This window comes from Acidithiobacillus concretivorus (genome assembly GCF_018853445.1).
GTDB classification, from domain to species: Bacteria; Pseudomonadota; Gammaproteobacteria; order Acidithiobacillales; family Acidithiobacillaceae; genus Acidithiobacillus; species Acidithiobacillus concretivorus.
The window spans coordinates 1-24,733 of the sequence record NZ_JABELD010000057.1 but is presented as its reverse complement, the minus strand read 5'-3'; the positions used below and the strand labels follow the sequence as shown (position 1 = coordinate 24,733).

28 protein-coding genes and 1 pseudogene are annotated in these 24,733 nt (G+C 52.7%); 22 read left to right on the top strand and 7 right to left on the bottom strand.

Features of this window, described 5'->3' with window-relative positions:
* Positions 1-82: 82 nt before the first annotated feature.
* The gene (locus HJG40_RS15405) at positions 83-220 is read right to left on the bottom strand and encodes a nucleotidyl cyclase domain-containing protein (RefSeq protein ID WP_368355961.1); all 138 of its coding nucleotides are present in this window, start codon (positions 218-220) and stop codon (positions 83-85) included.
* 103 nt (positions 221-323) lie between these two features.
* Here HJG40_RS15405 and HJG40_RS08255 point away from each other — a divergent pair, with 103 nt between their 5' ends.
* The 9 genes from HJG40_RS08255 to HJG40_RS08215 all read left to right on the top strand — a co-directional run bounded on the left by HJG40_RS08255 (position 324) and on the right by HJG40_RS08215 (position 6,907).
* Entirely contained in the window at positions 324-605 is a 282-nt protein-coding gene (locus HJG40_RS08255) for a hypothetical protein (RefSeq protein ID WP_215863755.1), read from the top strand.
* The gene (locus tag HJG40_RS08250) at positions 574-912 is read left to right on the top strand and encodes a diguanylate cyclase domain-containing protein (protein ID WP_215863741.1); all 339 of its coding nucleotides are present in this window, start codon (positions 574-576) and stop codon (positions 910-912) included. The genes HJG40_RS08255 and HJG40_RS08250 overlap by 32 nt, the downstream gene beginning before the upstream one ends.
* A gap of 18 nt (positions 913-930) precedes the next feature.
* Positions 931-1,479: an EAL domain-containing protein gene (locus tag HJG40_RS08245; RefSeq protein WP_215863740.1), complete on the top strand. Its 549-nt coding sequence runs from the start codon at positions 931-933 to the stop codon at positions 1,477-1,479.
* A gap of 69 nt (positions 1,480-1,548) precedes the next feature.
* Positions 1,549-2,343 (top strand): flagellar brake protein, encoded by a 795-nt coding sequence (locus HJG40_RS08240; RefSeq protein ID WP_215863739.1) that lies wholly within the window; start codon positions 1,549-1,551, stop codon positions 2,341-2,343.
* A 19-nt stretch (positions 2,344-2,362) separates the two neighbouring features.
* Entirely contained in the window at positions 2,363-2,515 is a 153-nt protein-coding gene (locus HJG40_RS08235) for a hypothetical protein (RefSeq protein ID WP_215863738.1), read from the top strand.
* A complete protein-coding gene (gene fliK / locus HJG40_RS08230) occupies positions 2,512-3,618 on the top strand; it encodes a flagellar hook-length control protein FliK (protein ID WP_215863737.1) in 1,107 nt (368 codons plus the stop codon). The genes HJG40_RS08235 and fliK overlap by 4 nt, the downstream gene beginning before the upstream one ends.
* Positions 3,611-3,868, top strand: a complete 258-nt coding sequence (locus HJG40_RS08225; protein ID WP_215863736.1) for an EscU/YscU/HrcU family type III secretion system export apparatus switch protein — start codon at positions 3,611-3,613, stop codon at positions 3,866-3,868. Before fliK ends, HJG40_RS08225 begins: the two co-directional genes overlap by 8 nt.
* Before the next feature lie 54 nt (positions 3,869-3,922).
* A complete protein-coding gene (locus tag HJG40_RS08220; protein WP_215863735.1) occupies positions 3,923-4,723 on the top strand; it encodes an SGNH/GDSL hydrolase family protein in 801 nt (266 codons plus the stop codon).
* A 30-nt stretch (positions 4,724-4,753) separates the two neighbouring features.
* On the top strand, positions 4,754-6,907 hold the full coding sequence (locus HJG40_RS08215; protein WP_215863734.1) for an acyltransferase family protein: 2,154 nt from the start codon (positions 4,754-4,756) through the stop codon (positions 6,905-6,907).
* Positions 6,908-7,146: 239 nt separating this feature from the next.
* On the opposite strand, the gene hflD is transcribed toward HJG40_RS08215, so the two are convergent.
* From hflD to gluQRS, 5 genes are all read right to left on the bottom strand, one after another.
* A complete protein-coding gene (hflD, locus tag HJG40_RS08210) occupies positions 7,147-7,806 on the bottom strand; it encodes a high frequency lysogenization protein HflD (RefSeq protein WP_215863733.1) in 660 nt (219 codons plus the stop codon).
* A gap of 32 nt (positions 7,807-7,838) precedes the next feature.
* Positions 7,839-10,436 (bottom strand): [protein-PII] uridylyltransferase, encoded by a 2,598-nt coding sequence (glnD, locus tag HJG40_RS08205; protein WP_215863732.1) that lies wholly within the window; start codon positions 10,434-10,436, stop codon positions 7,839-7,841.
* A gap of 2 nt (positions 10,437-10,438) precedes the next feature.
* Positions 10,439-11,248 (bottom strand): type I methionyl aminopeptidase, encoded by an 810-nt coding sequence (gene map / locus HJG40_RS08200; protein ID WP_010639892.1) that lies wholly within the window; start codon positions 11,246-11,248, stop codon positions 10,439-10,441.
* 28 nt (positions 11,249-11,276) lie between these two features.
* Positions 11,277-11,975, bottom strand: coding sequence for a DNA/RNA nuclease SfsA (gene sfsA / locus HJG40_RS08195; RefSeq protein WP_215863731.1), 699 nt, complete (start codon positions 11,973-11,975; stop codon positions 11,277-11,279).
* A gap of 76 nt (positions 11,976-12,051) precedes the next feature.
* Positions 12,052-13,002, bottom strand: coding sequence for a tRNA glutamyl-Q(34) synthetase GluQRS (gene gluQRS / locus HJG40_RS08190; protein WP_226857309.1), 951 nt, complete (start codon positions 13,000-13,002; stop codon positions 12,052-12,054).
* A 74-nt stretch (positions 13,003-13,076) separates the two neighbouring features.
* On the opposite strand from gluQRS, the gene thiL reads away from it, so the two are divergent.
* The 6 genes from thiL (at position 13,077) to alaS (ending at position 19,783) form a co-directional block, all read left to right on the top strand.
* Positions 13,077-14,123 (top strand): thiamine-phosphate kinase, encoded by a 1,047-nt coding sequence (gene thiL / locus HJG40_RS08185; protein ID WP_215863730.1) that lies wholly within the window; start codon positions 13,077-13,079, stop codon positions 14,121-14,123.
* Positions 14,113-14,601, top strand: a complete 489-nt coding sequence (locus HJG40_RS08180) for a phosphatidylglycerophosphatase A family protein (protein WP_215863729.1) — start codon at positions 14,113-14,115, stop codon at positions 14,599-14,601. The genes thiL and HJG40_RS08180 overlap by 11 nt, the downstream gene beginning before the upstream one ends.
* Positions 14,559-15,443 carry a CinA family protein gene (locus HJG40_RS08175; RefSeq protein ID WP_226857308.1) on the top strand — a complete coding sequence of 295 codons (885 nt, stop codon included), beginning with the start codon at positions 14,559-14,561 and terminating at the stop codon, positions 15,441-15,443. The genes HJG40_RS08180 and HJG40_RS08175 overlap by 43 nt, the downstream gene beginning before the upstream one ends.
* A 168-nt stretch (positions 15,444-15,611) precedes the next feature.
* Positions 15,612-16,649 (top strand): recombinase RecA, encoded by a 1,038-nt coding sequence (recA, locus tag HJG40_RS08170; RefSeq protein WP_215863752.1) that lies wholly within the window; start codon positions 15,612-15,614, stop codon positions 16,647-16,649.
* A gap of 27 nt (positions 16,650-16,676) precedes the next feature.
* Entirely contained in the window at positions 16,677-17,123 is a 447-nt protein-coding gene (locus tag HJG40_RS08165; protein WP_215863751.1) for a regulatory protein RecX, read from the top strand.
* Positions 17,124-17,149: 26 nt separating this feature from the next.
* Entirely contained in the window at positions 17,150-19,783 is a 2,634-nt protein-coding gene (gene alaS / locus HJG40_RS08160) for an alanine--tRNA ligase (RefSeq protein ID WP_215863728.1), read from the top strand.
* Here the strand turns inward: alaS and HJG40_RS08155 are convergent.
* Positions 19,780-20,472, bottom strand: coding sequence for a hypothetical protein (locus tag HJG40_RS08155; RefSeq protein WP_215863727.1), 693 nt, complete (start codon positions 20,470-20,472; stop codon positions 19,780-19,782). The genes alaS and HJG40_RS08155 overlap by 4 nt on opposite strands.
* Positions 20,473-20,633: 161 nt before the next feature.
* Here HJG40_RS08155 and HJG40_RS08150 point away from each other — a divergent pair, with 161 nt between their 5' ends.
* The 7 genes and pseudogenes from HJG40_RS08150 to HJG40_RS08125 all read left to right on the top strand — a co-directional run bounded on the left by HJG40_RS08150 (position 20,634) and on the right by HJG40_RS08125 (position 24,713).
* Complete coding sequence (locus tag HJG40_RS08150; protein WP_010639211.1) at positions 20,634-21,185, top strand: sigma-70 family RNA polymerase sigma factor; 552 nt, start codon at positions 20,634-20,636, stop codon at positions 21,183-21,185.
* On the top strand, positions 21,172-21,873 hold the full coding sequence (locus HJG40_RS08145) for an anti-sigma factor (protein ID WP_215863726.1): 702 nt from the start codon (positions 21,172-21,174) through the stop codon (positions 21,871-21,873). The genes HJG40_RS08150 and HJG40_RS08145 overlap by 14 nt, the downstream gene beginning before the upstream one ends.
* A 94-nt stretch (positions 21,874-21,967) precedes the next feature.
* Entirely contained in the window at positions 21,968-22,582 is a 615-nt protein-coding gene (locus HJG40_RS08140; protein WP_215863725.1) for a ferritin-like domain-containing protein, read from the top strand.
* 552 nt (positions 22,583-23,134) lie between these two features.
* Positions 23,135-23,536, top strand: a complete 402-nt coding sequence (locus HJG40_RS08135; protein ID WP_215863724.1) for an MbcA/ParS/Xre antitoxin family protein — start codon at positions 23,135-23,137, stop codon at positions 23,534-23,536.
* Positions 23,537-23,541: 5 nt separating this feature from the next.
* Positions 23,542-24,279 carry an RES family NAD+ phosphorylase gene (locus HJG40_RS08130; RefSeq protein WP_215863723.1) on the top strand — a complete coding sequence of 246 codons (738 nt, stop codon included), beginning with the start codon at positions 23,542-23,544 and terminating at the stop codon, positions 24,277-24,279.
* Between the two features lie 126 nt (positions 24,280-24,405).
* Positions 24,406-24,540, top strand: a pseudogene (locus tag HJG40_RS15400) (antitoxin PaaA2 family protein); the annotation flags it as partial.
* On the top strand, positions 24,540-24,713 hold the full coding sequence (locus HJG40_RS08125; RefSeq protein WP_226857307.1) for a type II toxin-antitoxin system RelE/ParE family toxin: 174 nt from the start codon (positions 24,540-24,542) through the stop codon (positions 24,711-24,713). The pseudogene HJG40_RS15400 and the gene HJG40_RS08125, both read left to right, overlap by 1 nt.
* Positions 24,714-24,733 lie beyond the last annotated feature (20 nt).

Here is a 24,733-nt window from a genome sequence, read left to right as displayed (position 1 = left end):
GGAGGCCTTCGCGGTTCACGTGACTGCCGATATCTTGTCGGTAAATATCTGGTTCGTACGAATCAGGACGCCTGTAAGATGTTTAACTTCCAGCAACGTTTTCGGGCTGCCTATTTCTTCGACCATTTCGCTTTGCTACAAGTAAGGCCTGGTCAGCAGCGCGCAGTAATGTCTCGCTGTTATTCATGTTTTCACTCAATTCTGCGACGCCGGCACTGATGGTAATGGGCGGCAGTTTATCCTAAAAACAGCAGTTACCCCTACTGAAATAATATTATCCATTTGATAGGATTCAGCTTTCCCTGCACATGGAGACTCACCCAATGGGTGAAGAAGAAAAACACCTGCAAAAGGCCATTCCAGAGGCAGTACAGGCCATGATCGTCGACACCTTGGGGGGTCGGATTCAGGTGTCCTGGGACAAGGAATCCGCAGCCACGCCCTTTGGACAACTGGTCTTCTTTGTCGAGTTTTTGGAAGTGACTGGCCTGTGGCAACTACCTCTGAGTCTCGATCCGGAGAATTTACCTTTTCAGTTCCTTGGAGGCAGGTCAATGTTTACAGGAAATTGCCTTGCAATTACAGGGATTGCTGCCCCAATCTGATGATATCCTGGCACGTGTCGGTGGAGATGAGTTCGGGCTTTTAATTAAATTAAACGATACCGATCACGCGATTTTAATCGGAGAAGACATTCTGAAAGCCGTCCAGAATGCGGCACGCAAAGTGTTGGACTCCGCTTTATCTACATCTATTGGCTGGGCGATGTTTCCGGCAGATGGAGAGGATGTCTACACACTGATGGCTCAGGCCGATGAAGCACTGGCCGAAGCCAAGTGCCAGGGCGGAAATGCTTTTAAGTTTTTCGGAGGAGAAGTCTCTCGCCGTGCGCAGCAACGGCTGTGGGTATGACGTGATTTTCTGGGTGCTTTGAATATTGGCGCTAAACATTTTCTGGATCCTGCATTTATGCAGGATATTGAACAGTTGTGTCCTGATGGTAATGGTTTGACCTTGGAAATTACCGAAACGGCTTCTGTTACCGGGCGTAAATCTGCGCTTCCGGTGATGGAATGGTGTCAAGTTCGAGGATTCAAGTTATCCATGGATGATTTTGGGACCGGATATTCTTCATTGCTTTCTGTTGCCCGTTTACGCTTCAATGAGTTGAAGCTGGATCAGAGTTTTATTCGGGCGTTCCGTGAGGATATCGCCAGTTTTGGTGTGGCGGGAGCCAGTCACCTGCTCAGCGAGTTGACGGACTGCGATTTGGTTGCAGAGGGTGTTGCTACCCCTGATGAGCTATATTTGTGGCTACAACTTGGTGGTCGCTATATTCAGGGATACCTTCTTTCTCCCCCACTGCCGGAAAATGCCTTTTTTACCTGGCGAGCGTGCTTGATCCCGCCGGTTCTCCGTTCGGTACGAACGGTAGGCCTCCAGGATATGGCTGGTCTCTGGCAAGAAATTCATTCATAGTCCTTAACTGACGACAGCCATCATGGGTGTTGATAAGATAATGCATATTCTGGATCAGAGCAGGTATTTATGACGGAACAAATTCATGAAATGCGTCGCAATCTGTTTTCCGAACGCTTTCGTGTCACGGCCTCGGTAAAAGCATCAGGCATTCTGGAAAATTTATTGCGGGAACATATTTTCTGTACTTTATGGCTAGACGACCAGATTCAGAGTTATAACACGCTGTTACTGGATATAAGGTCGGAAAGTGAGTTGCACATTGATGTGCCCTTGAATTTTCCTACGCAGATTGATGCTGGCTTGCAAGTCACGGTACTTTCTCGGGTGGATGGAGTGATCAGTGGTTTTCAGAGCCAAATATTGCGTCAAGACGAATCTGGCATTGTTCTGCATTATCCCGATGCGATTTATCAGTTACAGCGTCGTCAGCTTTTTCGGGTACCTCCCACTGTACAGGATCCCGATGAAGTAGAAATTTATCGTCAGGGTGCCATGATGGTTTCTGGACGTATGCAGGATATCAGTGCTGGCGGAATCCGGATTATGAGTCGCTGTCCAAAGGATCTGCCTTTTCAGCCCAGTGAAATTTTATCGCAGTTGGTGTTTAAAATTCGCGACAGTGACCCTTTGCATATGCCTGCCGTCGTTCGTTTTGTGGACAATCATGTTGCAGGAGCTACCGGCGTCATTCTGGGTGTGGAGTTTCAAAATCCACCGGCCGCTGATCAGGAAAAAGTGGCCCAATATGTGCAAACACGTGATCGGGAAATTTTGAGGATGCTGGGTATTGGGCTCCGCAGTTCCGGAAAACAGCAACCGTCTTCTTGGGGTGGTAAAATAAAAAACTGGTGGAAAAGCTGACGGTTGAGGAGTCTTGCGCATGTGCTGGATACTTCTGCTGATTGTGTTATTGATACTGCGACTATTGGCAGAAGCTGGTCGAGATGCCAAATTCATAGCTAGTGCCTGTCAGATGCGCGAAGACGATGCCGAATGGTTGATTCGACGTCTGAATGAAGAAAAGCGCGCATGAATTCCACAACTCTGGAAACAGCATACGCCATCAGAGTCGTGGAAACGGCTCTAAATAATGTCACGGCAACAGCGCTATCCCATAGCTTGCTGCCGGGAAATACGCTGAGTGCAAAAGTGCTACAATCGAACAATCAGCAAACAATGCTTGCGGTAGCAGGCAAAACACTGGCCTTTGATTTACCAGGCCACTGGTCAGCAGGGCAGGAACTGCAGTTGACTTACCTGGGTGGCAGTAATAATCCCAAGTTTTTGCTGATGAGTAATTTGGCAGCAGTGCGTAGTGATCACGTGGCTTTATCGGATACTGCACAATCCCTGCGTGACCTGGTCCAGACCGGGAATCAGGCTACGCAAATCGTTCATACTGCGGCTATGTTAGCGCCGAATGATGAGTCACCGGCCCATATTGCGAATTTTTTACAGAGTAGTTTGCAGCAGAGTGGCGTTTTTTATGAAAGTCATCTGGCCGCCTGGAACCAGGGACAATGGACCACACAAAACTTGTTGGCCGAACCGCAAAATGCGGGCAGATCCATGACTGACACAGCATCCAGCGCTACCCGTAATGCTCCCTTGTCTTTTACTCAGACAGTTGTACTGGAGTCGCCATCGCTCCAGGCCACTGATGCCGGCAAGATCGCTCATCAGAACGTGGCGACATACACACAAATTGCCGATTTGAATAAATCGGGAGCCTTAGCCTTGACTGCTAATGCTCAGACTGCCTCTCTGCAAATTCTGGGACAACAAATCCAGGTTCTGAATCAGCAGCAGTTTGTCTGGGCAGGACCTCTTTGGCCAGGTCAGAACGTGAGCTGGTTGGTGAGGCGTCGTGATGGAGATGGTGAAGCGTCTTCTCAAATGGGTGAAGATGTTCCCTCCCGACGCTGGGATAGTACCCTCATTCTTGATATGCCCAAGCTGGGTCACGTGGAAGCCCGTCTTCAATTGGTGAAGTCTACCTTGCATCTGGTTCTCACTGCAGATCAGGCCGCTTTGTTGCGGGCTCACGGAAGAGCGCTGACCCAGTCCTTGCAGGATTTGGGCTTACAGGTTTCGACGCAGCAGATTCTTCCTGTGGAGGATTCCGTACATGGATAAACCCAAAAGTGCAGTGGCTCTGCGTTATCAGGCAGAAGATGCGGCTCCTACACTGGTAGCCAAGGGTCAGGGCCTGGTAGCCGAGCAAATTATTGCCAGAGCGCGAGAGGCTGGTATTTTTGTCCATGAGTCCAAGGAGCTGGTTAATCTGCTCATGCAGCTGGACCTGGATCAACAAATTCCTCCTCAGCTATATCAGGCTGTAGCCGAGGTGCTGGCTTGGGTTTATAAAATTGAGCGTGGCATGTAATTCGTTTTATTGTTAAAGTCGCTCAGCAAAAAAACAAAGACATCAAGGATAGTCATGTCGCATCAGTTGCTTCGAAACTTTTCCAGTCGTTTCACAGGAGTAGAACCCATCCGTCTGGCACGCTTCAGTTTGTTGATCGGTGTTTGTCTGGGCCTTGCAGCCTGTATGGATGAAAACACTTCCTATGCGGTGAAGTCCGTCCACGAGACTCTGCCTGCCCCCGTCACGGCGAGTATGGGGCCCGCCGCGCAGAAACCCGAGCGTTATCTGGATCAGATGGCGATTATTGATGCCCACAAGGATTTTTCCGAATCACCCGATCCAGGTTATGTATTGGATGCACGTTCGGTGCTGCGTTTTCCTAAAACCTATCCAGTCGGTGTGATTATCATCGGTGACAGTATTTTGACCGGTTGGTCGGGTTATTTTGCGCATGTATTTCCCAATGCGCTCATCAGTGGGCGGGTGGGCAGACAGTTCTCCAGCGCGCTGCCCATCTGGAAGACCATGCAACAAACCGGGATGACCCAAGGGGTAGGTGATGTCGTCATCGAATTGGGTACCAATGGTGAAGTATATCCTGCGGATATGCAGCAACTACTCAAAATGCTTGGCCACCGCCAGATATTTCTGGTGATGCCGGAAATGCCCAGATCGTGGGAACATGAAGTACAACAGCTTTATCTGCAAACCGCCGCCACGCATTCTAACGTGCATCTGGTGCGTTGGGACCTGCTCAGCAGAAATCATCCGCAATACTTCTGGACGGATTTGGTTCATCCCAATTGGCAGGGAATTCAGGTCATGGTCCATGCCATTGCCCGTGATATTAAAAAAACGGAAGCCAAAAACTAATTATTAAATTTTTTATTGCGGGATGATGGAATGCTCTATCTGGATTATCTGAAGTTTCTCGCCATGGTTGGCGTCATCGGGTTTCATGTGCATGAAACCATCACTTTTGGCAGTGCATGGTTTTCTGGTGGTTATCTGGGTGTTGATGTTTTTCTTTTCGTTTCCGGATACTTAATAGAAAGATCCATGCGTCACACGGCAGATGCCGGTTTTCTGAACAGCATGCGCACTTTCTTCAGAAGACGTCTTTCACGGATTGTCATTCCTATGCTGGTGGTGACCTGGATAGTCGCTCTATTTGGTTATTACTTTCATCTGACCAGTTGGGAACCAGCTATTTACTCATCGCTGTTTGTCTATAACTTTTACCTGATATTTCATCATATACCTTATTTTCAGACGTTTGCAATGCCACACCCGTTTATCGGCATGTGGTTTATTTCATTGTTGGTGCAGTTGTATGTTTTGCATTTTTTTCTGCGCAAAATAATCCGCAATCAGTATTTTTATGTGGTGCTGATGTTGATATTGATGGTGGTTGCAACGGGCGGGGCATACTGGTTGGGTATACATCATCAGCTTAATGCCTCTTATGTTTTGCCGTGGCATGGTTTTTCCTATGTTGCAGGTATTTTGTGCTTCACGATTCTGAATGGTCGTGAACCTAAAAAAATCTCCTTTCTTTTTGATTTGTTGGTGGTCATGGCGGTGCTGGGTATCGTTGCCTTGTTACTACTGGCTCCGTATCAAAATTATGTCATCTATTCGTTACCAGTGTTATTGCTTACTGCAATTTATATTTATGCAGCAGAACGATCCACTGTCTTTGCACAGATGAAATGGCAGTTGGGCGGAGCTTTGGGAGAGATGTCATACTCTTTGTATTTATGGAATGTTCCGGTTATTTCTTTCCTCTATTATTTTTATCATGGCGCCACTAATTACGTTTTAGTGATACTTTCTGTGCTGATTATCCTGTTGTTGTCGGTGCTTACCTATGCCTTGGTTGAAGTCAGCATACAGAATGCTTTTGGCAAGAAAGCGCGGCATCATTTTTCCCTGCAAACTGCTTTTACTGTGGCTTTGATTCTGGGCTTGGGCATTGCCGGTTGGTATGATTCAGTGGTGGTTAATCAGCAATTTATTCATGAGCGCGAAAAAAATCTTCATCTGCTGTTATACAAGCATTATCAGGCGCTAAAAATTGCCCAGTTGCAAAAACAGTTGCTGTCTGTCCGGCAATCAGGTGCTGCAGCTTTGGCGGGGCCGGTGGCCAGTACGCTCAGTACTGCGCTTGTGTCGGCAGCTACAGCATCAGGCTCCTTCGCCTGGCAACCCAATCCACAACCGGAATATCTCTATAACGGACAGGAAATGCGCCAGAATCCGGCTTACCCGGATAAGCAGGTATTGGTTGTTACGGATTCCATTCTGCTGGGATGGTCAGGTTTTGTGATTCATCAGGTTCCCAATGCCATATTGGACGGTAAAGTGGGTCGACAGTTTTCGCGTGCCCCATCCGTCCTGCAGGCAGAGTTGACGCAACCTCAAAATGCAGATATCCGCTATATCGTTTTGGAACTGGGCAGTAATGGCGATGTTTTAACCCAAAATCTGGATCAGGTAATGCGCGAAGCTGGAAATCGCAAAGTCATGCTGATTATTCCCAATGTTCCCAGAGTCTGGGAAGATGAAGTCAAAAAACAATATCTCCGCGCCAAGGCGCAATATCCCAATGTTTATTTGTTGCATTGGGATCGGATCAGCCATGATCAATACAATTACTTTGATCCTGATCAGGTCCATTTGACCTGGGATGGTGCCCAGGCTCTGGTGAATGCGATGCTTGGGAAGTTATACACCATGGGTTATCAGCAACCTCAGCAGGTTGCTCATGCGCAGCCTGTTCAATCAGGTCAAGCGCATCTTGTTGCCACCAAGCCACTTAAATCCGGTACGGCAAGTACTGCAAGTGCGGTCAGTACAGCAAGTACGCAGTCGACGACTGCTCCCGCGCACTCTGTCGCGGTTCAACCCCAGACCCAATCGCTACCTACCACCCGCATCAAACCCTTTACCATTGCGCCGCTCAGCACCGCGTCTACGGCATCAGTCGTTAGCAATACGATGCCGGCACAGAGGCAAAATACGGATGCTTATGGCCTCGATAATTTTCAAAATTAATTCGGATGCTCTGAACCTGACCACTGCTGTGAGTTGCCGGTTTTATGCTGAAAATGGCCGATGGCCGGGAGGCTTTTTGCTCCAACGTCCCTTGCCTGTTGTTCTAAGGCTCATCCTGCTGTCAGGAGAGAACTCGCCCTGCGGGCTCAGACAGCTCTCCTGACGGGCGCTGGATTTCGCCAAGAACAACAACGGCGCGGGCCAAAGTCGCGGCAAAGCCTCCCGGCCATCGGCCATTTTCAGCATGTATTGTTCATAGAAAGCAACTCTTCCGCTTCCTGACAAATGCCCCGACGTTCGAGCAGGCTTCCAGGAATGTGACCCCCCGCTTGGCGCCAGAGTACAGCAGCACGAATACCACTGAGTAAGAGCGTGCGGATTCGTGCAGCATCGTCAGCATCACTTAAATAGCGACTATCTCCGCTGACGATAATGCGCGGGCGCAAGGTGCCAATAGCTTCTGTGTATGTTTGCGCCAAACCGGCAATGATGCTGCTTTGCAGCGGATCACCAAAATGCTGAATTTGCCGCTGAGCTTGCTGAATACCTTCATGCACGCGCTGGGAAGCGGTCTGATTTTTTAATAGGCGTTTACTCAGACTGCTCATCGCCATAGCATAGCGCAGCAGTTCGGCTTCCTGGGCATTGGCCGGGCCGCGTTGCAGGAGCGGACAGAGCAGGGCCAATGCCTGCCGTAAACTCTGGATGTCTCCCAGTGCCTGGCGAGTATTGGCACTATCCAAAGACAGAATGCTATGAATACAGGTAGCCAAAAGTACTCCCGGTTGTTCACCGCTGCGGGCAATATTCTGCACCAGCAGGGCGCTACGGATAATACCCGCCAGCGCCAAAGTACGATCGCGGCGGCGGTCGGCTTTAGGAATCAGAAAATCCCACATGTAAATCTGCCTTTATTATTTGGAATAGTCATTCAGTGTGATTGCCCGTTGAGCATTTCATCCAGCGTACCAGTAAGTTTTTTGCTTTGGGTTTCCGTTAATTGCCGACCCCTTTCATTGAGAATGAAAAAGGTATCTTCCACCCGCTCACCGAATGTAGACACCTTGGCACCATGAATATTGAGTTGTAAGTCTCGTAATACCTCACCTACCCGATAAAGTAGTCCAAGATGATCGGCCGCACGCACTTCCAGCAAGGTATAGCGGGAGAGAGCGTGGTTATCCACACGGATTTCTGCGGGACGCTGGGCAAAAAAGCGATGGCGGGGGTCGCGGTGGCGTAGGCCAAAATGTGGTTTACTTTCGGTTTCTCCTTCGATGATGGCGCGCAGCCGTGCTGCCAGATCATGGTCGGCCTGTTCAGTTCGCGCAAAGGCGTGGCTGTTGTCAATGACCATAAAGGTGTCAATGGCCCGGCCATCTTCACTGGTATCAATGCGCGCGTCGATAATGTTGAGGGACTGGCGATCCAGTGCGCCGGTAATTTGCTGAAAAAGACCGGGACGGTCCGGTCCATAAATCAGGATTTCGCTGCCCTCAGGCTGATGGGCGCGGATTGCTACCAGGGTTTTGCGACTTTTATGGGCGAGAATCTGCTGAATGTGCCAAAGCAGTTCATTTTCGCTGTAACGTAAAAAATAGGCACCTGACAAATGCTGCCAGAACACTCTGGCGCGAACTTGCTCATCCTGAGTCAGGTATTGCAGCGCGTTTTCCTGACGATCCCGGACAATGTGAGGCAGATCTTGACGGCTGCGATCATCCTGCTGCAGTTCAGTAGCCGTAGCGCGATATAAGGTACTGAGCAATAAGCCTTTCCAATCGTTCCAGAGGTCTGGATTGGTGGCACGCATGTCGGCTACAGTCAGTAACAGCAAGTAGGCCAGATGCCGTTCATCGCCGACTGTTTCGGCAAAATCCTGAATGACTTGAGGATCTTCCAGATCACGGCGTTGGGATACTGTACTCATCTGCAAATGCTGCTCCACCAGCCAGATGATCAGCTCGGTGTCTCTGGCGGACAGTTGCAGGCGTCGGGCAAAACGTCGCGCCTCCTGAGCACCAATTTTGGAATGATCGCCACCCCGACCTTTGCCGATATCATGAAATAACCCGGCCAGAACCAGTAGTTCCGGTTTATCCACTTGTGCCCAGGCCTGTTTGAGCACGGACATCCGGGTTTCTTCCTGCTTGTGAAGCAGGCCAATATTGCGCAACAGAAACAGGGTGTGCTGATCGACGGTGTACACGTGAAACAGATCATGTTGAATACGGCCGGTAATGCGTTCAAAAGCGGGAATCAGCCGCCCGAGGATGCCACATTGGTGCATAATTTTCAGGCTATCATAAGCGCCCTCCGCTTGCGCCAGCAGTGCCAGGAACTCATTTCTGGCGATGGGATCCTGTTCCAGATTGCGGGGCTGGATTTTACTGCGCAGCTTATAAAGTGCGCGTTGGGTCAAGGCATCCAGAGAAATGATCTGTGGATTTTCAGCCAGCTCGCGGAATAATCGTAATATTTTCTGCAATAATTGCGGATCATCTGCCTGGGGAATGAGCACGGTGTTTCGGGCTGGTTGAGGCGAATTTTCGCTCAGACTGCCTTGAGCGGCCAGATACAGGGCAATATTTTCCTGGGCAATGGCAGCAATGCGGATAATGTCGGCAAAAGCGCGATAAAGCTTTTGCATGAGTTGTTCAACCGGGCTGCGGCCAGGACGCTCCCGATAACCCAGTACTTCGGCGAGTTGGCGTTGTTGCTCCAGGCGTAAGCGGTCTTCATGGCGTCCGGTGGCATAGTGCAGGGTGATGCGCAGGCGCGTCAGAAAAGACTGAGCCCGGAGAAGTTGGCGATATTCATCCGGGGTGACCAGGTTTTTCTGGCGCAGGCACAGCAGACTGCTGTCTCCGAAAATGCTACCGGTCAGCCATTGAAGTTGATGAATATCGCGAAGCCCGCCAGGCCCCTCTTTCAGGTTGGGTTCCAGATGAAAAGCCGTATCGCTACAGCGGGCGTGGCGGTTTTCCTGTTCGGCGAGTTTGGCGGCAAAAAAAACTTCCGGTTTCCAGGGCGGATTGGCGTGAAGGGTTTGTTCGAGTTGTTCAAATAATTCACGCGCACCGTAAAGATAACGTGCCTCCAGAAATGTGCTGGCAATGCTGAGATCTTCTCGCGCCTTTTCCAGGCATTCCTGAACCGACCGCACACTGGAACCCACTTGCATTTGCAAATCCCACAGTGCTGCCATGAAAATATGAATGAACTGCTTTTCAGCTTCCGTAAGCGTGGGTGGGGTGAGAATCAGCAGGTCCAGGTCTGAACCGGGAAAAAGAGCCCCGCGTCCATAACCTCCCACCGCAATCAGGCTGAGTCTGGTTACACTCTGCCCATGCTGCGCTGCAGTCTGACGCCAGATTTTACGCAAGGTTTTATCGAGCAATGCACAGTGTTGGCGCAAGAGCGCACGACTACTCTGCCGTGGGGAGAAACGGCTCTGTAAAACAGACCGTTCCTTACGCAGGGTTTCCGGCACACCCGGCAGGTTCTCGCCTGCCCTGAATTGGGGCATGTTCAGATGGGATCGCCGGGGAGTTGGGTTAATACCTCGTAGCTGTCGTCGGTGACCAGAATGGTATGCTCCCATTGCGCCGAGGCACTGTGATCCTTGGTGACAATGGTCCAGCCGTCGGGCAACGCCTTGATGTGACGTTTACCGGCATTGATCATGGGTTCAATGGTAAACGTCATTCCCGCCACCAACTCCACGCCTTCGCCGGGGTTACCATAGTGCAGCACCTGGGGTTCATCGTGAAATACCCGGCCAATGCCATGCCCGCAAAATTCCCGCACCACCGAGCAATGCTGGGCTTCAGCATATATCTGAATGGCATGGCCGACATCGCCCAGGGTGGCGCCCGGTCGAACTTGTTCAATACCGCGCACCATGGCCTCGTGAGCAACTTCCATCACCCTTCTGGAACGCAAGGGGACTTCGCCAACCGTAAACATTTTACTGCTATCGCCGTGGTAGCCATCCTTGATGACCGTCACATCAATGTTCAGCATATCTCCATCTTTCAAAACCCGGTCACCAGGAATACCGTGGCAGATGACATGGTTGAGGGAAATACAGACCGATTTGGGGAAGGGCGGATATTCCGGACTGGGCTGATAATTCAGCGGGGCGGGAATTCCCTGTAAATCATTGACAATATAATCGTGACAAATCCGGTCCAATTCTCCGGTAGTGATGCCGGCTTTGACATGCGGCCGGATCATGTTGAGCACCATGGCAGTCAAATGCCCGGCAGTACGCATTTTTACGACTTCTTCAGGGGTTTTGATGTTGCCCTGAGGGGGGTTTTTTCGACGTTGTAACATGAGATTCTCCTGGGGCGACTCAAAGCGGCTAAAAAAATAGCTGCTCTGCCGCATCAATCACTATTTTATCAGGACTGACCCGGGTTCGGTAGGCCAGTATTTCCACACCCGCGCTGCGTGCTTCCCGGAGCGCCTGTCCATAAGCCGGATCTACTTGGTCGGCCGGGGCAAAACCCTGACCATCTTCGCGGCCAATCAAAAAAAACATGACGGCGCGCCCGCCATTGGTTACAACCTCGCGGAGTGCATGCAGGTGGCGCAGGGCGCGGGTGCTGACTGCATCGGGAAAACGGATGACGCCATCCGGATCCAGCAGCGTGCAGGATTTGACTTCGACATAGCAGGGGGGAAGCCGGGGGTTCTGCAAGAGGATATCCACCCGTTCATGACTGCCATAGGGTACTTCGCGCCGCAGTTCATCATAATTCTGCAAGGCGGGAATCTGGCCGGCGACAATGGCTTCGGCAACAATATGATTGGGCCGCTGGGTATTGATGCACACCCAACTGCTGCCACTCCAGTAAAGCTCCCAGGTCCAGGCGAGTTTGCGTTTGGGGTTATTGCTTTGGGAAATGAGAATGGCTTGTCCGGGTTCTGCGCAACTACGCATGCTTCCCGAGTTGGGGCAATGTATGGTGATTGGTTCACCCGTTTCGAGTTCGCAGTCCGCCAGGAAGCGTTTGTAGCGACGAATCAGGGTGGCGGGGACCAGTTCAGGAAGATTCATTATTGCTCCGGAGGCCATCCTAAGAGGGCAGGCCAAAGTCGCTGAAAAGCCTCCAGGACCACTATTGGATCAACATTCATAGCGGTAGCGTAACGCTTGTGGCTGGTGGATGCCAGAATGGGGTCTTACCCCGCGCCTCTGCCAGGACCCAGTTACGCCATTGTTCAGCGGATGCGCCGTGGAGTTCGGCGGGGGTGTCCCATCCCAGCAAGCCCAAGGTCGTTTCCCAGCCTTGTCCGGGGTTTCCTGTCCAGGCTGGGCTTTGACTACTTTTGGAAAGCTTGCTGCCATCGGCATTGCAGAGTAGTGGCAGGTGCCCATATTCGGTCGGGGGCAGATGCAGGAGGCTTTGCAAATGTCGCTGTACTCCAGTAAAGGTGCGTAAATCGCCACCACGGATGACCTCGCTCACGCCTTGTGCGCCGTCATCGACCACGCAAGCCAGGAGATAAGCAAAATAATTGTCGGCGCGGAGTAGAACCGGATCCCCTTGTTCGGGAGGCGTGTTCTGAAGACCGTGAAAACGATCATTCCAGACCGGAAACTGTTCGGGAACGCGCAGTCGCCAGGAGCGTGCTGTTCGACCCACGGCCAGCCCACGGCGGCAGGTGCCGGGATAAATACCACCGTGTTGGCGGATTTCCTGCCGGGTGCAGGCGCATGGATAAGCATGCGCATCTTTGCTCAACTGTTCCAAGGCTTGTTGATAAAAATCATGACGTTGAGACTGCCAGCAGATTGGGCCATCCCAATCCAGACCCAGTGCTTCCAGTTGCCGTAAAATGGCTTCCGCAGCTCCGGGCCGCACCCGGTCCCCGTCCACATCTTCCATACGTAGCAGCCAAAGCCCATCCTGGCTGCGGGCGCTGAGATAGCTGCCAATAGCGGCAATCAGCGAACCGGCATGCAGGGGACCACTGGGGGAGGGCGCAAAGCGCCCAACAACCGGCTTTTGCCGGTCTTGTGGTGGAGTCATGGCTGGTAACGAAAGACTGGACATGGCTTGATGAATACGCGCAGATTCCAATTACTGTACAATTCAAGCAAATCTAACACAGAAAATGTGGCCCAAGCGCGAACCAGTTTAAAAACGGAGCATTCATGGTGGACGGAGAGTTTGCACTCATCGAACAGTTGCAAAGCAAACTTGGCGGTGGCGGTGGCGGTGGCGGTGGCGGTGGCGGGAAAGGGGTGCTACTGGGAATAGGAGATGACGCAGCCTGGCTGGATCCAGCCGGACAGTCTCTGGTGACCAGTATGGATACCCTGGTTGCCGGACGCCACTTTTTTGTCGATGTGGATCCTGCTGATCTGGGCTGGAAAGCCTTGGCGGTGAATCTCAGCGATCTGGCCGCCATGGGCGCGCAGCCGCGTTGGTGCCTGCTCAGTTTGGCTTTGCCAGTGCGTGCTGAAGGCTATTCGCAGTGGTTGCAAGCATTTGTCGAGGGCTGGCGTGCGCTGGCTGAAAGCGCCGACGTGGCACTGGTAGGTGGCGATACCGTAGCAACAGATGGTCCGCTGACTTTGTCTGTTACCGTATTGGGGGTCGCGGAGCAGGGCGTTATGCGCCGCGATGCCGCCCATCCCGGTGATCTGATCTGGGTGACCGGGACGCTGGGAGATGCAGCAGCAGCTCTGGATCTGGCTTTTATGGTCCGCAGTATGCCGGGCTATGATTTTGCCTGTTCTGCGGCTCAGTCCGAGACACTGGAAGCCCGACGCTTGCGTCCGGACCCGCGTCTGGATTTTGGCCGGGCGGCACTGGCAGCCGGGGTGGCTTGCGCTATGGATTGTTCCGATGGTTTTCTGGCTGATCTCAGCCATATTGTGAAGGCCTCCGGGCTGCGAGCCCGTGTTAATCTGGAACATCTGCCTCTTAGTCCAGCTTTGCGTGATTGCATTGATCAGGACTTGGCGCGTCTGCAACGCTGGCCCCTGACGGGTGGAGATGATTATGAACTTATTTTTTGTGCTCCGCCGTCACTGACCCCATCATTGATAAACATCGCGCATAGCTGTGCTTTGCCAATAACGGCAGTGGGGCAGATGTTGCCAGCAGACCCGCAAGCCACTGAGTCTGTAGATATTTACTGGCAGGAGCAGCTCTTGGCGCTACCGGACATACGGGGCCACCAACATGTTTTCTAGGCCCTGGTATCACTGGCTGGCCTTTGGTGGCGGCAGTGGTCTTGCGCCCATTCTTCCGGGAACTATGGGTACCATTGCCGCTGTTCCGCTTTACTTGCTGCTGGCTTTGCTGCTGCACAATCTTTGGATATATGCTGCCGTGCTTTTGCTCATGATCGCTGTAGGTCCTTGGCTTTGTGGCCAGACTGCCGAAGACCTGCGTCACGGTGCTGCCGGCAAGCGTGCCCTTGACCCACCCGCCATTGTCTGGGATGAATGGGTGGGGCTGTTGATGACCCTGTACTGGATACCGTTCAGTTGGGCAGCCTTGGGTATCGGTTTTTTGCTGTTCCGTTTTTTCGATATGCTCAAACCCTGGCCCATTTCCTGGTTGGATCGACATATTCATGGTGGAACGGGCATTATGCTGGATGACATGGCGGCAGCAATTCCGGCTTGGCTGATTTTACAGGGGCTGCGAGCGATGGGCTGGTTATGAACAGTGGCGATTTACTTCATATTTTTCTGCCCATGCGGCCAGCGGTGTTACCCGATGCTCAGCGCCTGCAAGCCTGGGCCTTAAAGAGTGGCATTCGTGCGCGCATTGAGCTGACCGCCGTCCTGCCTGATATCGAGGGCGCGGCCCTGGGCATCGGCGCTTTTGCCAACGCCGATGCCTGGAAAGTTATTCCGCAGCGCGCCTTGGTTCCGGCTGGCGACTGGCAGGGTCTGCGCGATTGGGCGGAGCATTATTTACCACCTTGTCCACATAGTTTCAGTTGTTTTAGCGATCAAAGTCAGGGCACAGAAATTTTACCCGGTGAATTCTGGCTTCAGGAAAAAACGCCAGACGCTTTTGATTTGTCCATGGCGCCACCAGAATGGGCGCTGCTGCAACATTGCCCCAAAGCGGGTGGGCCGCGTTTAGCCGTGGCCGAATCCTGCACCGGTGGCGGTCTCGCAGCCCGGATTACCGCTTTATCCGGGTCATCAGCGCTTTTGCAGCACGGTATGATCACCTATAGCAACACCGCCAAGCGCCACTTTCTTGGAGTGCAGGCCAAAACTCTGATGCGCTATGGGGCAGTATCCGAAGAAACCGCTCTGGAAATGCTCAATGGTCTGTTGCAGGAAGCCGATTTGGGTGCGGCGATTACGGGTATCGCCGGGCCTGGCGGGGCAGTGTCGGGCAAGCCGGTAGGTACGGTCTGTATTGCCTGGGGGCAGCGCAATGGTCAACAACAGGTACGAACCTGTCATTTTCGTGGTGATCGCTGGAACGTACAGTATGCATCCGGGTCGGTGGCGTTGGGTGGCTTGCTGAGTTTGCTGTGTGGATGAAAGATTTATTGTGGGCGTCTTTGCCCATTCCGGTTGCTCAGGTAGAATGCCTGAAAATGTGGATTTGATAACCGGGTCGGTTAATGCCCGGATGCCCGGAGCAGGCCGCTGCAAAAACGGGTTATGCCCGAGTGGAATACTCTCCTCAATTCAGAAAAGGACAACATGATGGATGATCAACGCAGCAAGGCCCTTGCGGCCGCTTTGTCCCAGATTGACAAGCAGTTTGGTAAAGGCGCGGTGATGCGCCTGGGTGATCATGATGCCATCAAGGACATTGCCGTTTACTCCACCGGCTCCTTGGGGCTGGACCTGGCTCTGGGTGTTGGTGGCCTGCCACGAGGTCGGGTGGTCGAAATTTATGGACCGGAATCTTCCGGTAAAACCACGCTGACCCTGCACGCCATTGCCAGTTGTCAGCAAGCCGGAGGCACTGCCGCATTTATTGATGCCGAACATGCCCTGGATCCCGGCTATGCCCACAAGCTTGGGGTTGATCTGGAAAATCTGCTGGTTTCCCAGCCGGATACTGGTGAGCAGGCCCTGGAAATTGCCGACATGCTGGTGCGTTCCGGAGCCGTGGACCTGATTGTGGTGGACTCGGTAGCTGCCCTGACACCCAAGGCGGAAATTGAAGGCGATATGGGCGACTCGCACGTCGGCCTGCAGGCGCGTTTGATGAGCCAGGCGCTGCGCAAGCTCACCGCCAATATCTCCCGAACCAATACCCTGGTGATTTTCATCAATCAGATCCGCATGAAAATCGGGGTCATGTATGGCAGTCCGGAAACCACGACCGGGGGTAATGCCCTGAAATTTTATGCTTCCGTGCGCCTCGATATTCGCCGGATTGGTGCCATTAAAAAAGGTGACGAGGTCATGGGAAATGATACTCGCGTCAAGGTTGTCAAAAACAAGGTGGCTCCGCCGTTCCGCGAAGCCGAGTTTGCCATTTATTACGGTGAGGGAATTTCTCGCCTTTCGGAATTGGTAGACCTGGGCGTCAAGTTTGAAATTGTGGAAAAAAGTGGAGCCTGGTACTCCTATCAGGGTGAACGTATTGGTCAGGGTAAGGATAATGCCCGTCAATATCTCAAGGAGCACAAGGAACTGGCGACCAGAATCGAGCAACAGGTCCGTGCTGCTGCGGCCGGTAATCCGCTGGCATTCACGGATGATGTCGTGGAGCCTGCGGCAGCCGAATAATTGGCCAGCCATTCTCCTGCCGATCCCATGACCATTGCCCTGCGCCTGCTGACGCGCAGGGAATACAGTCGCAAAGAGTTGCAGGACAAATTACTCCACGCAGGCTTTGATGGCCTGCAGATACAGAAGGTGCTCGACAGCCTGAAAGCATCTAGTTATCAGGATGACCAGCGTTATGTGGAAATGTTGACCCGAACCCGGCTGCGACAGGGGCATGGCCCCTTACGCCTGCGTCAGGATTTACAGCGGGCCGGGGTTGACGTTCAAGAGCACGATGGCATGGCGGTGCAAAGCGTCAACTGGCAGGCACAGGCGCAGGCCGCTTACCAAAAACGTTTTGGTAACACAGCCCCTGAAGATGCCCGGGACTATGCGCGGCGTGCACGTTTTTTGGCGGGACGGGGATTTTTGCCCGAACAGATACGACACGTACTGGCGGATCCGGGCAAAAATCCGGATGATTTTAACGACTAGATTTTTTTATGGATGACGGAAGACCGATGCAAGCGCAAGCCATTCGCCAAGCTTTTCTGGATTATTTTGTGGAACAGGGTCATCAGGTGGTGCCCTCCAGTTCGCTGATTCCCCGCAATGATCCGACCTTACTGTTTACCAATGCCGGTATGGTTCCTTTTAAGGACGTGTTCCTGGGCCTGGAGCAACGTCCCTATCAGCGCGCCGTTTCTTCCCAGCGCTGTATGCGGGCGGGCGGAAAACATAATGACCTGGAAAACGTGGGTTATACGGCGCGTCATCACACCTTTTTCGAAATGCTCGGTAATTTTTCCTTCGGAGATTATTTCAAGCGCGAAGTGATTGCTTTCGCTTGGCGATTCTTGACGGAAAAACTGGGGCTTCCGGCTGCCAAGCTCTGGATTACGGTTTATGAAGAAGACGACGAAGCCGCTCAGATCTGGATCAATGAAATAGGTATTGATCCCGCACGTATTTCCCGTTGCGGTATGAAAGATAATTTCTGGAGCATGGGCGATACCGGTCCTTGCGGTCCCTGCTCGGAAATTTTTTATGATCATGGCCCGGATGTTCCGGGCGGCCCTCCCGGCAGCCCCGAAGAAGACGGGGATCGTTATATTGAAATCTGGAATCTGGTTTTTATGCAGTATGACCGCGATGGCAGCGGGAAACTGACTCCGCTCCCCAAGCCTTCCGTGGATACCGGTATGGGACTGGAACGCCTGGCGGCCGTTCTGCAGGGCGTGCATAACAATTACGACACAGATCTATTCAAGCCATTGATTGCGGCAGCAGCCGAAATTTCCGGCAAAGCCTATGGTCAGGATGCCGCAACGGATACCAGTCTGCGGGTACTTGCCGACCATATTCGTGCCTGCAGCTTTCTGATTACGGATGGTGTACTGCCGGCTAATGAAGGGCGAGGCTATGTTCTGCGGCGCATCATTCGGCGCGCAGTCCGCCATGGTCGCAAGCTGGGCATGGAAACCGTGTTTTTTCATAAAATGGTTGCGCCACTGGTACGCGAAATGGGGACGGCTTTTCCTGAACTGGCTCAGGCGCAGCGTGATGTAGAACGGGCTTTGGAGCGTGAGGAGACCCGTTTCCGGGAGACTCTGGAACGTGGCCTGAGTCTGCTGGAAGACGCGATTTCCGGACTGCCCGCCGATGCAGCTATTCCCGGTGAGATTATCTTCCGATTGGCCGACACCTATGGTTTCCCGGTGGATTTAACCGCCGACATCGCCCGCGAAAGACAGTTGCGCATGGACATGGCAGGCTATGAAGTGGCCATGGGTGAGCAGCGCAACCGTTCCCGCGCCGCCTGGAGTGGCAGTGGCGAAATCAAAACCGAGCGGATTTATCATGATCTCGCCATGCGTTTTTCCGCCACACAATTTACGGGTTATATCCAATGTGTGGGTGAGGGAAAAGTGCTGGCGCTGTTGCGTGATGGCGAAGAAGTGGCTTTTCTTGACGCCGGGGACAAGGGCATCGTGATTCTGGATCAGACGCCGTTTTATGGAGAATCGGGCGGGCAGTCGGGTGATCGCGGCGAATTACAGTCCGAAAATGCCGTATTTATGGTGAATGACACCCAAAAACCTATGGGCAGTTTGCATGTGCATGTGGGTGTGCTGCAGTCGGGTCGTCTCCAGACAGGAGACACCTTGCTGGCCAGTGTGGATGAGTTGGCCCGACGCGCGACCGCTGCCCATCATTCCGCAACCCATCTACTTCATGCGGCATTGCGCAATATTCTCGGTACGCATGTTCAGCAGAAAGGTTCGTTGGTCAATCCGGAGCGGCTGCGCTTTGATTTTAGTCATCCCGAACCCCTGACGACTGTACAGTTGCAGGAAATAGAGCGCAGCGTCAATGCGGTGATTCGAGAAAATTACGCTGCCGATACGCAGATTCTACCCATTGCCGAAGCCCAGGCTCTGGGTGCCATGGCCCTGTTTGGTGAAAAGTACGGTGATGAGGTCCGTGTCGTGCGCATGGGCGACTTTTCACTGGAACTTTGTGGGGGTACGCATGTGCAAGCGCTTGGCGATATGGGTGTTTTCAAGATTCTTAGCGAAAGCGGCGTAGCAGCGGGCATTCGTCGTATTGAAGCCGTAGTCGGAGCGGCAGCTCTGGATCTTATCCAGCGTGACGAACAACGCCTGCAGACTGCAGCTAGCTTGCTCAAAGTAGCACCAGCGGATCTGGATCAGCGTCTGGCTCAGACCCTCGAGCGTTTACGTCAGCTCGAAAAAGAACTAGAGAAAATCAAGCGGGATGAGGCCGCGCGGGCTGGTGCGGATCTCGCTGCGCGGAGTGAGGAGGTGGCTGGTGTGCCGGTTCTCATCAGCCGTCTGGAGGGTATGGATGGCAAAGCGCTGCGGGACGCACTAGATCGCCTGCGCAGTCAGTTGCCTGAAGCCGTGATTGTCCTGGCTGGAGTAGACGGTGAAAAAGTGGCCTTAATCGCCGCTGTGGCGAAAAGCTTGGCAGGCCGTATCCACGCGGGTGATCTGGTGAATGTGGTCGCTATGCCGCTGGGTGGTAAAGGTGGCGGCCGACCCGACATGGCCCAGGCTGGTGCCGGTAATCCGGCGGCACTGGATGATGCTCTCCAGGCCGCCCGCGATTGGGTCAGAAGTAAGCTGGCCTAATGGTTGCCCTGCCAGGGCTGGCCGTTGCCCTGATTGTGATGCCCACGGTCCGGTTTTGAACCTGGCTGTCCGCGACCCCGCCCCGGACCATTATCGGGACCACCTTGTTCGGGCCTGCCTCCCGGGCGATTGAATTCCGGACGTCCTGGTGCTGGACGCTGAATGGGTTGTGGCCGCTGTTGCATCTGCGGACGATTGGGATGCTGAAACTGTGGACCGCCGGGACGACCCGGTTGCGGACGCTGCTGCGGCCTTGGCATAGGCCTTTCTGCCGGACGAAAATGCCGCCAATGTGGGTCTCGGGAATAGCGGCCAGCATCTCTTTGCACGCGCTGCCAATCGCGATGATTCCAGCGTCGCAATGCTGGTGGCGGAGCCGCTATGGGACGCCATGGACCACGATAACCCGGACCCGACCACCAGCGGTTACCATAATAATAGTAGTAGTTGGAACCCTGATAAAAAATGGGTTGCGAAGCACCATAGGCCGCATAAACGCCCAGATTGCTCAGCCAGACCATCAAGGGCGGCGCCGTAAGAATGGCAGGGGGGTATCCTGGCGCTGCATACACGGGCTGGGTTCCTACATTGAGTTGTATATCTACGGGGCCAGCAAAGGCCGCACTACTCAATCCCAGTCCCGCCAGTATTGCGCTGGTCAAAAGACTTTTTATCCACAGTTTTTTCATGATTATCATCCTCTCCGAAAAATATTCAAATGCTGCTATATGTTACAGGACAAAGTTTTTTGCGCTATGCTCTCGCCTGTGAAATACAGATTAAGGTGAGTTGTCCCATGAATCGAGATGTAAAATGTAAATTTTTGTTTATCAGGTTACGGTGATAACTGGTGCCTGAAGTCGCCGAACTGGAAAAACTCCTGCAAAAAGTGGCTCTTGCTGATCAGCAAGCCTTCCGTGATTTTTACGATGCCACGGCTGCGCATCTGTTTCCTGTTGCTTTGCGTATTTTAAGAGAACAGGGCCGTGCGGCCGATTGTTTACAGGATGCATTTGTGAAAATCTGGTTAAAAGCGGGAGAATACCAGGCCGGCCGGGGCGCTCCTATGGCTTGGGCGGCGGCTATTGTCCGTTATCAGGCTATTGATGAATTAAGACGGCTTCCCAAAGATCAGCCAGGTTGGGAAGACGAAAACTGGGAGCAGTGGGGAGAACAGGAATTTCCTGCTGACCCCCGGATGGCTTCGGAAAAACAACTTTTATTGGATTGTCTGGAGCAACTTCCCAGCGATCAAAGGCAGGCTATTTCCCAGGCTTTTTATCGCGCAGCCAGTTACGACGAAGTGGCGCGTTTTGCTGGTGAAGCGTTGGGTACGGTCAAAAGCTGGATTCGTCGGGGACTTTTAAGTTTGAGAGACTGTTTGCATCATGAATCTGAATAAGTGGCCAAAGCTTGCGGACCTGCTCGCGGGTTCCTATGTCCTGGGGACCTTGCACGGGCGTGCACGGCTGCGTTTTGCCCGCATGCTGCGCTCTCGTCCCTGGTTGGCTGCTCGGGTGGCAGAGTGGGAGGACACCTTGATGCCCTACAGTCTGCAGGAGCCACCCATCGCCCCCCCGCGTTCGGTCTGGCAAGGGGTAGTAGCAGAATTGCCAGCGCGAATCGCTAACGCAGTTACAGCCCGCCATGTTTCCTGGTGGCAGAAACTGGGGCTGTGGCGCGCCATGTCGGCTGGCTTGGCGGTGGCGCTGGTTCTTCTGCTGCTCTGGCCAGCACCGCCGCGCATGCCTTATATGGCAGTGCTGAACAATACATCGGGTCAGGCGGTGTGGATGTTGCGGGCTGATGATCATCATATGGCCTTGGTGACCATGCGCAGCATGTCTTTACCTGCCAATAAATCCTTGCAGCTCTGGGCCATTGTTCCGGGCAAAAAGCCCATATCCATGGGATTATTGCCGATCCATCCAGGGCACACACCAATATTGGTGACTCCAGACCATCTCGATATGCGCTCGGTTGCCCTGATTGCGGTCACAATGGAGCCAGAAGGCGGTTCGCCAACTGGCCAGCCGACTACGGCCGTATTATATAAGGCAGATATTTTATCGACGCATTTAAGTAGTTAAGTCTGCAATAATCATCTTGTTGCATCCAAACAAGGAGCGAATGCGTAGTTAAGTGGGGATGGCAATATTGCTGTCACATGCTCAGGAGAACGTCATGAAAGAAATGGAAAATCAGGGTTTGGATCGTCGGGATTTTTTCAAGAAAAGTGCATTGTTTGGGCTGGGACTGGCTGCAGTCAGTGGTTTAACCATGCCGGCTCTGGCGGAAGCAGCTGCCATGCCCAAAGGCCCGAAGCATGATTTATATTTGCTGAACTTTGCCCTGAATGCGGAGCATCAGGCTATTGCTGCTTATCAGGTCGGGGCCGAAAGCAAGCTGCTGGATCCGGCATTGCTTAAAGTGGCTCTGTCATTTCAGGCAGATCATGAAGCCCATGCGGCTATTCTCGCCGAAACCATCAAAAAGCTGGGTGGGACTCCGGTTGCTCCAAAAGTCTCTCTGAAAGCGCCAATAACCGAATTGGCCAGTCAGTGGGGATTTCCTCTGGATAAGCTGAAAACCCAGAATGATGTTTTGCATTTTGCGGCCGGTCTGGAAGTTGGTGCTGCCAAGGCCTATCTGGGAACGGTGCCTGAGTTTAGTAATCCTGAACTGGCCCATGCAGCAGCCAATATTGAAGGGGATGAAGCCATGCATTTCGCGGTGTTGCGCAGTGCCCTGGGAGAATTCCCCGTGCCAGCGGCCTTTATTTCCGCCATGCCCAGTTAACGCTCCATAACTCCATCACAGCAGCCTGCATCGTTTTCATATCGATGCAGGTTTTTTTACGCACCTTGAAATTAATCTGAAATTTGGCTAAAAGTACTGAATCATTCCAATAGTTCATAATTATGCCCTCTCTGGATCTTCTTGCGGACAGTTTGCACGAGATACCGTCAGCTCATGATTTGAGATCCTCTCACCCGTTAAAAAATCATCTGCAGGCGCAGCCGGAAATCCAGAATATTGCCGTGACGGATAGCAAGGGTCGGGTTCTCTCAGAAGCATCCCGCAAGGATTATCTCAGTACGAACTCGTTGGCGATGCAAAATGTCCGTTATTATTTGCTACTGAAGTTTCACCGATTTTCATGAGATATAGTTTGCTGAATGTTACGCCACCATACGCATGAGCATCTGAGTGAATGATTTATGTGGGGGTTGACTGAGATGGGTGAGGTTGGCGGGAAAACAATACATTAAACCATCTCAAGAAGATCCAAAGTAGTTGCAAATGCAACATTATTTGTTATACTTAATTCCGTCGTGCAGGAGGCCTACCATGACGCAAACAGCAGTTATCTCAGACAGAGCAAACAAAATCCATGATCGCGCAGCCTTGGCAAAGATGCTGATGAAGGCCTTTGAGCTCTGGATGGTGGATAGTGAAGGGCAACTTGCCTTATTGGGTTTGGCGGCCGAGAACCGCGCAGCCCTCAGCCGGTATCGCAAAGGGGAACCCTTAGGCGCAAACAGGGATCTGCTGGAACGTGCGGGACATTTACTCGCCATCCATAAAAATCTGCGATTACTTTTTCCGCATGACCGGGATTTGGCTTATCAATGGATGACCACCCGTAACCGTGCTTTCGACCATCGGACCCCCGTAGAAGTGGTTCGCGATTGGGGATTCACCGGGTTGTTGATGTTGCGAGCCTATCTGGACCATGCCAGGGGCGGATGATTGTGGTGGAGTCATTCTATGACGGACTTACACTGGCGGATACGCACCAGACCTTGATTCGTAACATCATCAGTTTACGGGTATCGGAAGACTTGTTTAACGATCTTTCGGATAACCCGGAAGACTGGACTGTGGCACAGCAGTACGAAACATCTGCCAAGCCGCACCATTATATATCCCAGACACCTGCCATTGACCGGCCCTTCGAGGAAGCTGAATGGTTCGCAGCCATCTGGTTCCCATTGAAAAACTGGACGGTAAGTCGATACAGCGATGGTTCCTTTGGTGTTTGGTATGGTGCGGATACGGTGGAAACGTCGGTTTACGAAACGGTACATCACTGGAGGTCACGGCTTTTACGAGATGCGGGCTTTGAGCAGATGGTGATTTCTGGTGGCCGGGAAAGCATTACCGTGAATCGTTTGTTATATGGGGTCCGTTGTGGCGCCGCTTTGGTGGATCTGCGCCCACGTGTCGCAGAATATCCAGCGCTGGTGGATGCGGAAAGTTACCATTTTACGCAGCCGATTGGTATTCGATTGAAGGCTGAGGGCCATCCCGGACTGGTGACGCTCTCCGCACGATGTGTCGGGGATGTGTATGCTTTGCTTAACTCGGATGTATTGTCTAATCCCAAAATTCAGTCCTATCTGACTTATCGACTGACTCGACATGGAGTGCAGGTGAATAAGGCATCTGGCGATTCGAAAGGGGCGGATGCAGCGTGGATGTGTGTCCCTTGAGTGGGTGTCCCCTCAGGAATCGCATGGGGCTTTAAACCCTCACTGATAATCGATACCAGAGGAGCGCCCAGAATGAATGCTGTTTTACCCTCTATCATCTCCGAGTTTGCCTAAACTGAGCAGGAGGTCAGCTACACGGCTTGGCTGCAGGCCAAAACTGCCGCTAGTATGGCCGACCCGCGCCCGAACATCCCACACGATGAGATTGAGCGACGCATGGCCGAGCGACTAGCACGGCTCAGACAGCGCAAATCGTCCTGATGCTACCTATCTTCTGGCTTGAGTCGGCCGACGCCGATCTAGCCACTATCATAGACTACATCGGTCAGTACGATGTGAGTGCAGCCGAACGCCTGTGGGAACGCCTGCGCGTCTGCGTGTTGCCACTGTCAGAACACACCCCGCATCAGCGATCGCGTGCCAGGTTCGCGTGAGATCGTCGCGCACCCAAACT